Raw genomic sequence first — 9232 nt, forward strand, 5'->3', positions numbered from 1 at the left:
TGACCGACAACGGCGGAATCTTCGGACCTGGACGACTCATACCCAACCAACGACGAATCTTCGACTCAGGTCACTAGGCAGTTTCGTTTGGATCAGCCGGTCGTTGGTCCGGGAGTGCCGTTAACAGATGCGCTATGGAGGCGCATCGAGCCGTTGCTTCCGGACCGGACACCGAAGCGGGGTGGACGCTGGCGTGACCACCGCGAGGTGATCGACGCGATCGCCTTCAAGTTCCAGACCGGAACGCAGTGGGTCCACCTGCCGGAGAAATACGGCAACTGGAGAGGCGTCTACAACCGGCTGCGGATGTGGGCCCTCGACGGCACCTGGGAGCGAGTGTTGACCGCGCTGATGGCCCAGGCCGATGTGGACGAGGACCTGACCTGGGCCGTGTCGGTGGACGCCACGATCGTGCGGGCTCACCAGCACGCCGCCGACCCCGCCCGCAAAAAGGGGGCCCCGGCCGGAGAACCGGCCGACCATGCCATCGGCCGGTCCCGCGGCGGGCTGAGCACGAAGATTCATCTCGCCGCAGATGCCCGCTGCCGCCGCCTCGCGTTCGTTCTCACCGCCGGACAGGCCGGGGACGCACCCGCTTTCACGGACGTGATGGCCCGCTTGCGCGTTCCCCGCCGCCGCGGAAGGCCGCGGACCCGGACGGACGTGGTCCTGGCGGACAAGGCATACTCCTCCCGCGCCATCCACGACCGCCTGCGCAAACGCGGCATCCGGACGGTGATCCCGATTCCGGCCGACCAACGCGGGCACCGACTGCGACGTGGCAGCCAGGGCGGCAGGCGCCGGCTTTCGACCGTGAGACCTACAAGCAGGGCAACACCGTCGAGCGGTGCATCAACCGCCTCAAGCAGTGGCGAGAATTCGCCACCCGCTACGAGAAGACCGCAACCGTCTACCTGACCGGACTCCACATCGCAGGCATCTTCCTCTGGTCAGCCCGATGATCCAAACGAAACTGCCTATGGGCCCGGGTCAGGCCGAAGCCTCGTCCAGCAGCTTGAGTTCGGCCTCCGTCAGGGTCAGCTCCGCCAACCCCAGCAACGCGGGCAGCTGGCTCACCGTGCGGGCGCTGGCAATGGGGGCCACGACGGTGGGCTGGGCGGCGAGCCAGGCCAGGGCGACGGTGGCGATTTCGGCCTCGTGGGCGGCGGCGACGGAGTCGAGGGCCGTCAGGACGCGGAGGCCGCGGTCGGTGTCCAGGTGCGTGGCGGCCTTCGCCGTGCGGGCGCTGTCGACCGTGCTGCCCGGGCGGTACTTGCCGGTCAGGAAGCCGGAGGCGAGGGCGTAATACGGCACCGCGGCCACGCCGTTGCGGGCCGCCACGTCGGCGAGTTCGCCCTCGTAGGTGTCGCGGGAGACCAGGTTGTAGTGCGGCTGGAGGGCGACGTAGCGGGCCAGGCCCTCGCGGTCGGAGAAGGCCAGGGACTCCTCCAGGCGCTGCGCCGAGATGTTGGAGGCGGCGATCTCGCGGACCTTGCCGGCCCGGACGAGGTCGTCGAGGGCGGTGAGGAACTCCGAGACCTCGACCGATTCGTCGTCGTAGTGGGTGTAGTAGAGGTCGAGGTAATCGGTGCGCAGACGGGTCAGGGATTCGTCGACCGCGGCCTTGATCGTCGCGGCGGACAGGCCCTTGTAGGCCGGGTGGGCGCCGACCTTGGTGGCGATGACGACGTCGGAGCGATTGCCGTGCGAGGCCAGCCAGTTGCCGATGACGGTCTCGGACTCACCGCCCTTGTTGCCCGGGGCCCACGCCGAGTAGACATCGGCGGTGTCGATGAAGTTGCCGCCGCCCGCGACGTACGCGTCGAGCACGGCGAAGGACTCGGCCTCGTCGGCCGTCCAGCCGAAGACATTGCCGCCCAGGGAGAGCGGGGAAACGGAGAGCGAACCGAGGGGCGTGCGGTTTCGGGGGCCTGGAGTCACGGTCATGCATGGTGCAGCGTCGGCGGGACGGCAGTTATTCCTGTTTCCTCCCGCCCACGCCACACCTCGCGCGGCCGCGCCATACCTTGCACGGCCGCGCTACACCTCGCCCGGCCGACGCCCAACGTGCGCCTGCCGTCAGGGCATGACAGGCGTTACACGTTGATCCCGTGGTCCCGCAGCCACGGCATCGGGTCGATCGGGTCGCCGGCGCCGGGGCGCACCTCAAGGTGGAGATGGGGGCCGGTGACGTTGCCGGTGGCGCCGACGCGGGCGATGACGTCGCCGGTGTTGACCTTGCCGGAGGTCTTCACCATCGAGGACAGATGGCAGAACCAGAGTTCGGTGCCGTCGTCGAGGGTGAGGACGATGCGGTAGCCGTACGAACCGGCCCAGCCGGCCTGGGTGATGGTGCCGGAGTGGATGGCCTTGACGGGCGTGCCGGTCGGTGCGGCGAAGTCCTGTCCGGTGTGGTCCGCGGCCCAGCGGTCGCCCGCCTCGCCGAAGCCGGCGGTCAGGGTGAAGGAGGCGACCGGGGCGGTGAAGCTCTGTGCCAGTTTGGCGAGGCGCTCGGCCTCCGCCTTCCGGCGGGCCGCTTCTTCGGCCTTGCGCTTGGCCTCCATCTCGGCTGCCTTCTTGGCCGCTGCGGCCTTCTCGGCCGACTGCTGGTGGGCGGTGGCTTCCTTCTCGGCCAGTTGGACAGCGCTGTGTTCGGCGGTGTCGCGGGCCTCCTGCTCGGCGGCGCCCTGCTGCGCGTCGGCCTGCTGGAGGATCCGGCTGCGCAGCGCCTCGCCGGGGCCGGCGGACCCGTCCTCCGCGCCCGTGCGGGTGGCCTGGGTGAGGGGGCCGGAGGCGGCGGCAACCGTGGAGCCGGATGCCGGGGCGGCGTCCGTGGAGGAGCCCGCGTCCGATATGAGGCCGCCGACGACGGGGAGGGACGCGGCATCCGGGAGCGCGTCGGAGAGGTCGTCGGCCATCCCGCCGACGTCGGGCATCGAGATCGGAACCGGCGGGCGGTCCTCGGCCGAGGCCATTCCGCTCGCGCCGACCGCGGCGATCACGCCGACACCCAGGACCGTGCCGCCGCGGGCGAGGCCGCCCGAGCGCTGCTTGGCCACGCGGTGCTTACCGCGGACGGATCGGACGGATTCCTCGGTGGGATTCCATTCCTCCCACGGACCGTCGCCGTTCCCGCCCGGATCACCGGGGCCGGGGAAGGCACCGCGGTCATCGAGTCGGTCATCGAACTCGTAGGCGGACGGACCCTCGGGGGCAGGCCTGTTGGACGCCACGGAGGCGCACTCCTTTCCTTCCTTCTCGCCTACCGGGTTAGCTGACGGGTTCGGAGCAGGAAGGTCTCCTACGGGCGCCCGCTGGCGGAGGGCGTCCGATTCACCCCAAGGAAGTGGTTCCCCGGTTCCCTTGGTGCAGTTCGAGGTGCTGGGGGTGCGTGAAAAGCGCGTGCGGGATTCGGCGTCGGCGCACGGTGCCGTCTCTTGCGACGGCTGGGACGACCGCGCTCCGTTATCGGACAGTAATAGAGATCGCATCCGAATTCCAAGCCTTCCCGCGAATCCATACGGCCGGTACCCAAGCTCTGGCATGGACTTCTTGCCCCATCGGGGTCGCAACCGGACGAGTTGCCCGCCCGGCTCTAAACGATCTCGCGGTGATTGTGCGTCAGTTGTTATGCGGAGGGGTGCCCCTCAGTGACGGACCGTGAGAGCAGTAACGTCGGATCATGGTCGTCAACACCGGGAACGTCGAGGGCGCCGCCGGTGGCGCGTGGGCAGTGGCGGAGCGGTACCGGGAGTTCTCCTGGCGCGAGGCGCGGGGGCGGTCCGAGGCGCACGAGGAGTTGAGCGCGCGGATCGGCCACGACCAGGAGTTCTGCGAGTTGCTGGCGGGGTCGCTGCCGGCCGGCGAGAAGCAGCAGCCGGCCCTGCTGCTCGCCGCCGTCCGCCATCTCGACGGCCCGCACGCCGATCTGGGCCCGCGCGGTGCGGCCGCGTACGCACGCTGGCGCGAGTGGACGGTCCGGCACTGGGACGAGGTGCGCGCGGTCGTCATGCGGCGCACCGCCCGGACCGACGAACCGGCCCGCTGCACCGCGCTGCTGCCGCTGCTCGCCGGGCTGCCACAGCCGCTGGCCCTACTGGAGGCCGGGTCGTCCGCGGGGCTGGGCCTGCACCCCGACCGCTATCGGTACCGCTACGCGCATGCCTCGTACGACGCGCATGCCCCGTATGCGGACGAAGCGGAGGAGGGGGCAGGACGGGCGGACGGTGCGGACCCTGGTGCCGAGATCGAGGCGGGGGCGCCGGGGAGCCCGGCGGTGTTCGGGTGCCGTACGGACTGGGCGGCCCATGAGCTGGCCTGCCGGCTGCCAAGGATCGTCTGGCGGGCGGGGATCGCGCCCGATCCCCTCGACCCGGTGGCCGAGCCCGACGATCTGCGCTGGCTGCAGGCGCTCGTCTGGCCGGGCGACGGGGAGCGGGCGGCGCGGCTGTCGGCGGCCGTCGAGGCGGTGCGGGCGGCGCCGCGGCCGCGGATCGTGCGCGGGGATCCGCTCGGCGAACTGCCCGCGCTCGCCGCCGAGGCGCCGCCCGAGGCCACCCTGGTCATCTTCCACAGCGCCGCGCTGGGCGGCCTTCCGCCCGCCCGCCGCGAGGAGTTCGCGCGTCTCGTACGCTCGCTGCTCGACGCGCGGGCCGGCGGCGGGCACTGGATCTCCCACGAGCATCACTCCGTCCTGCCGTGGCTCACCACGCCCGCGCAGCGCTCGCCCCACCCGGACCCGCAGAGCCCCCTCCTCACCCTCGCCCTGGACGAACACCCGGTCGCCCTCACCGGCCCGTACGGGCAGAGCCTGCACCGGCTCCCGGGCGCGGCGCACGCACCGGGGAGCTGAGCCCCGGCCGCGTCCCGTACGGCCCCACCCCTACTCCACCCCTACTCCCCCATCGGCCGCTGCACCGCCAGCAGGGCCACATCGTCCGCCGGTTCGCCGCCCGTGTGCCGGGTGATGTCCTCGACGAGGGTGTCCAGGAGGGCGTCCGGGTCCGGGAAGCGGCCGCCACGCAGTCTGCCCGGCGGGTGGTAGCAGCGGCCGAACAGATCACGGGCCGCGGTCACCCCGTCGGTGAAGCAGAGCAGCAGCGCACCGGCCGGGAAGAACGTCTCGTCCGGCCGGCCGGGCGAGCCGCCCATCCCGCCCGTCCCCAGGGGGAGCCCGGGCTCCGCGGGAAGCAGTTCGCGCAGCCCGCCGTCCGGGGTGAGCAGCAGGGGGGACGGGTGCCCGCGGTGGAGCACACGCAGAACGGACGGCCCACCGGCGGGGATCTCGGCAAGGAGGGCGGTGGCGAAGTGCTCGGACCGTTCGGGTCCGTCGCAGCGCTCACGCTCCCGTTCCAGCGCCCGCTCCAGCCGGTTCGCCACCGCCTCCAGCGTGGCCTCGTGATCCGCAGCCTCGCGGAACGCACCGAGGACGGCCATCGCGGACACCACCGCCGGCAAGCCCTTGCCGCGTACGTCGCCGACGATCAGCCGTATGCCGTGCGGGGTCTCCTGCACCGCGTAGAGGTCCCCGCCGGCCCCGGCGGCCGTCCGCCCGCCCAGATAGCGGGCGGCGACGGCGAACCCGGCGAGCTCGGCGGGCGGCGTGGGCAGTACGGCGCGCTGGGCGGCCTCCGCGGCCTCCTGTACGGCGGCCGGGTGCCCGCCGCTTTGCCGCACCACCCGGTTGATGCCCAGCGCGAGCAGGGAGACGGCGAGGACCAGGACGATCTCCGTCACCGCGGCCCGGCGGTCCTGGGCGGCACCACGGTAGACGACGGTCCAGACCTCGCCGAGCGTGGCGGCCAGGGCCGTCAGGGCGGTGGTCCGCAGCGAGGACAGCGGCGCGGCGATCGGCGGTGCGGCGGCGAAGAACGGGGCGGCGGTGTAGCCGGGCGGCGTCGCCATCCCGAAGGCGAGGCCGCCGACGATCAGCAGGGCCGGGAGCCGGCGCACCAGACGGCGGACGGACGGGGGCACCGGGGCCCGCCGCTCCCCGCCGCCCTCAGGGGCTGCCGCATCTTCGCGTCTCCGCACCGGCCTCTTCCCCTGCTGCCCGTCCGCACGGGCACCTAAGTGGCCGTCTCGCCGTCCTCAGGGTTGCCCGTACGGGACCGGGCGGCGAATCGCCGGGGGCCGGACGGGTCACCCGCAGGGGCCGGACGGGCGCGGGGAGCCGCGGGTCTCCCCGGCCGCCCCCGCACCGGGCTCGGCACACCCCAGCGCCACCCGCCTCAGGGGCACTTGGCACCGCCCCGGACACCGGCGGACGACGAAGGCCCGGACCGTCTCCGGCCCGGGCCCCAGGTGCCGCCGCTCGGCACTCCGGACGGCTCTCCCGTCCGCTTCTGGTGGGCCATCAGGGGCTCGAACCCTGAACCAATGGATTAAAAGTCCACTGCTCTGCCAATTGAGCTAATGGCCCGCACCGAGCAGCATAGCCCGAGGAGGTGCCACAGCCCGAAGGCATTAGCCGTACGGCCGCCCCGCGGGGTGGCGCGGGGCCGCTCCCGGGGGCGTCCGCCTCCCCCAACGCACAGGGCCCGTACGGCACTTGCGTGCGTACGGGCCCTGCGTCAGCGCTGTGGATCAGCGCCCGCGATCAGCCGTTGCGCTTCCAGCGCGGCTTGTCCTCGCGGCGGCCGAAGGAGCCGGTCGTGGCGCCACGGTGGTCGTCGCGGCGGCCGTAGGGGCGGTCGCCGCCGGAGCGGTGGCCACCGGAGGAGGGACGGCCACCGGAGCGGTCGTCGCGGTTGAACGGACGGTCGCCGCCACCGGAGCGGTAGCCGCCGGAGGACCGGCCGCCGGAGCGGTCGTCACGGTTGAACGGGCGGCTGGGACGGTCCCCGCGGTCGCGGTTGAAGCCACCACGGTCGTCCCGGCGGTCGAAGGAACGCCCACCCGAGCGGTCGTCACGACGGTCGCGGTTGAAACCGCCACGCTCGCCACCACGGTCATCGCGGCGGTCGAAGGAACGCCCACCGGAACGGTCGTCACGACGGTCGCGGTTGAACCCGCCGCGGTCGTCCCGGCGGTCGAAGGAACGCCCGCCCGAGCGGTCGTCACGACGGTCGCGCTGGAAGCCGCCACGGTCGCCACCGCGGTCACGGTTGAAGCCACCGCGGTCCTCGCGGCGGTCCCCACGGTCGAAGGAACGGCCACCGGAGCGGTCGTCACGGCGGTCGCGGCGGTCGAAGTTGCCCCGCTCGTCGCGGCGCTCGTCCGACGCGGCGCTCTGGGCCGGTACGGCAACCTCGGCAGCGGCCTCGGCCTCGGCGGTCTCCGCGGCGGCGGCCAGCGCCTCCGCCGGGTCCTCGCCACGCTCGCGGGCGGCGCGGGCGGTCAGCCGGTCGGCCTCCTCGCGCAGCTCGGTGGCGCGGCGCTGCAGGCGCTCCAGCTCGCGGGTGAGCTCGCCCACCTCACGCTCGGCCTGCTTGGCGGAGTTGTTGGCCGACTCGGCCTGCACCTCGGTGAGCGAGCGCGCGCCGGTGATCCGGGCGACGTCCTCGTCGAAGGCACCGGAGCCGCCGACGATGTGGCGCGAGGCGTCCACGCCCGCGTCCTCCATCAGGCGGAAGATCTGCCGGCGCTGGTGCGGCAGCGACAGCGAGACGACCGTGCCGGACTGGCCGGCGCGGGCGGTACGGCCCGAGCGGTGCAGGTAGTCCTTGTGGTCACCGGCCGGGTCGACGTTCAGGACCAGGTCGATGCCGTCGACGTGGATACCGCGGGCGGCGACGTCGGTGGCGACCAGCGCGTTGACGTAACCGTCCTTGAAGTCCGCGAGCACCCGGGTCCGCGCGCCCTGTGTCATGCCGCCGTGCAGCGCGTCCGCCTTCACACCGGACTCGACGAGCTGCTCGGCGATGCGGTCGGCGCCCAGCTGGGTGCGGACGAAGATGATGGTGCGGCCCTTGCGGGCGGCGATGGCGGCGGTGACCGGCGCCTTGTCCTTCGGCTTCACGACCAGGACGTGGTGGGTCATGGTGGTGACGTTGCCCTGGGCGCTGTCGACCTCGTGGCTGACCGGGTTGGTCAGGTAGCGCTTGACCAGGGTGGAGATCTCGTTCTCCATCGTGGCGGAGAACAGCATCCGCTGGCCGCCGTCCGGCACCTGGTCGAGCAGCTCGGTGACCTCGGGCAGGAAGCCCAGGTCGGACATCTGGTCGGCCTCGTCGAGGACCGCGACCTGGACGTTGTCCAGGGAGCAGGCGCCGCGGTTGATGATGTCGCGCAGCCGGCCCGGGGTGGCGACGAGGATGTCGACGCCGCGCTCCAGGGCGTAGATCTGGTTGCCCATGGACGTACCGCCGCAGACGACCTTCATCTTCAGGCCCAGGACGTCGCCGTAGGGCTGGAGGGCGTCCGCGACCTGCATCGCGAGCTCACGGGTCGGGGTGAGGATGACCGCGCGCGGCTTCTTCTTCTCGGTGTGGCCGCCGGCGAGCTGCGCCAGGGTCGGCAGACCGAAGGAGAGCGTCTTGCCGGAGCCGGTGCGGCCGCGGCCGAGGATGTCCTTGCCGGCCAGCGCGTCCGGAATGGTCGCGGCCTGGATCGGGAAGGGGGTGGTGACGCCGTTCTGCGCGAGCTTGCGGACGACGCCCTCGGGCAGTCCGAGATCGGCGAAGGTGACGGTGTCGGTGTCGGTCTCGGGCGCCTCGTCGGCTGCCGTCACCTGGGAGACCGCCTGCTCGTCGGCTGCGGGCATGACGGACTGCTCAGTGGAAATGGACATGCGAAATGCGAAACCTTCCGGAGTCTCGGCACGCGCCCAAACTCCGTGTGTTTCACAACGACCGCCTCTATGCGGTCAGCCACGGCAAGGGAGAGAACGCGCCACGCGGCGCGCTTCTGTTCTGGCGCCGGGCAAATGGGATCAAACGATCTACCACCATACGCACTCCGCACCCCGGATGGCAAATGGCCTTCTGACCACGCCTTCCGCCCCACGCGCGGCACGCTCACCCGGGCCACCGACAGCCCTCGTGCCCGGCCCTGCGCCGGTCCCCACCGACCCCCTCCTCGCCCCCTGGCCCTACGCCTCGTCCCCGTACACGTCCGACTGCGACGCCACCGGCGAGACGGGGGACGGCCCGGACGCCTGGGTGCTGGGCGGCGGCGCGGGGGTGGTCGGCGGCGGCGACGGCTGTGCGGGAGGCGTGGCGGTGGGGGCCGTACGGCGGGAGCGGTAGGCGCTGCGGACGGCTGCGGGCAGTGCGCGTACGCCGTCGGAAAC

The 9232-nt window shown here is 72.6% G+C and carries 7 protein-coding genes, 1 tRNA gene and 1 riboswitch; of the genes, 2 read left to right on the forward strand and 6 right to left on the reverse strand.

Annotated features, from left to right (window positions below):
• Positions 1 to 87 precede the first annotated feature (87 nt).
• Positions 88 to 962, forward strand: a protein-coding gene (locus tag EST54_RS31760; protein WP_174857557.1) for an IS5 family transposase whose coding sequence is annotated in 2 segments (ribosomal slippage) — positions 88 to 799 and positions 799 to 962 — 876 coding nt in all. Because the reading frame shifts where the segments join, the coding sequence is not laid out codon by codon here.
• A 28-nt stretch (positions 963 to 990) separates the two neighbouring features.
• Here the strand turns inward: EST54_RS31760 and EST54_RS31765 are convergent.
• Positions 991 to 1947 carry an aldo/keto reductase gene (locus tag EST54_RS31765; RefSeq protein WP_129251158.1) on the reverse strand — a complete coding sequence of 319 codons (957 nt, stop codon included), beginning with the start codon at positions 1945 to 1947 and terminating at the stop codon, positions 991 to 993.
• Positions 1948 to 2096: 149 nt separating this feature from the next.
• Positions 2097 to 3233, reverse strand: coding sequence for a M23 family metallopeptidase (locus EST54_RS31770; RefSeq protein WP_129251159.1), 1137 nt, complete (start codon positions 3231 to 3233; stop codon positions 2097 to 2099).
• A gap of 11 nt (positions 3234 to 3244) precedes the next feature.
• Positions 3245 to 3391, reverse strand: a riboswitch (cyclic di-AMP (ydaO/yuaA leader).
• A gap of 291 nt (positions 3392 to 3682) precedes the next feature.
• Between EST54_RS31770 and EST54_RS31775 the strand changes: the two genes are divergently transcribed.
• A complete protein-coding gene (locus EST54_RS31775; RefSeq protein ID WP_129251160.1) occupies positions 3683 to 4852 on the forward strand; it encodes a DUF2332 family protein in 1170 nt (389 codons plus the stop codon).
• A gap of 41 nt (positions 4853 to 4893) precedes the next feature.
• Here EST54_RS31775 and EST54_RS31780 read toward each other — a convergent pair whose 3' ends face one another.
• The 4 genes from EST54_RS31780 to EST54_RS35125 all read right to left on the reverse strand — a co-directional run.
• Entirely contained in the window at positions 4894 to 5976 is a 1083-nt protein-coding gene (locus EST54_RS31780; protein ID WP_129251161.1) for a PP2C family protein-serine/threonine phosphatase, read from the reverse strand.
• Between the two features lie 369 nt (positions 5977 to 6345).
• Positions 6346 to 6421, reverse strand: a tRNA-Lys gene (locus tag EST54_RS31785).
• A 177-nt stretch (positions 6422 to 6598) separates the two neighbouring features.
• Positions 6599 to 8731, reverse strand: a complete 2133-nt coding sequence (locus EST54_RS31790; protein ID WP_129251162.1) for a DEAD/DEAH box helicase — start codon at positions 8729 to 8731, stop codon at positions 6599 to 6601.
• 300 nt (positions 8732 to 9031) lie between these two features.
• Positions 9032 to 9232, reverse strand: a 201-nt coding sequence (locus EST54_RS35125; protein WP_392567431.1) for a hypothetical protein, incomplete at its 5' end; no start/stop codon positions are given.

The organism is Streptomyces sioyaensis, assembly GCF_004122735.1.
Taxonomy (GTDB): domain Bacteria; phylum Actinomycetota; class Actinomycetes; order Streptomycetales; family Streptomycetaceae; genus Streptomyces; species Streptomyces sioyaensis.

Coding starts and splice junctions, on each gene's coding strand:
- EST54_RS31765 (WP_129251158.1), bottom strand. CDS start 1,947: ATGACCGTGACTCCAGGCCCCCGAAACCGCACGCCCCTCGGTTCGCTC.
- EST54_RS31790 (WP_129251162.1), bottom strand. CDS start 8,731: ATGTCCATTTCCACTGAGCAGTCCGTCATGCCCGCAGCCGACGAGCAG.
- EST54_RS31775 (WP_129251160.1), top strand. CDS start 3,683: ATGGTCGTCAACACCGGGAACGTCGAGGGCGCCGCCGGTGGCGCGTGG.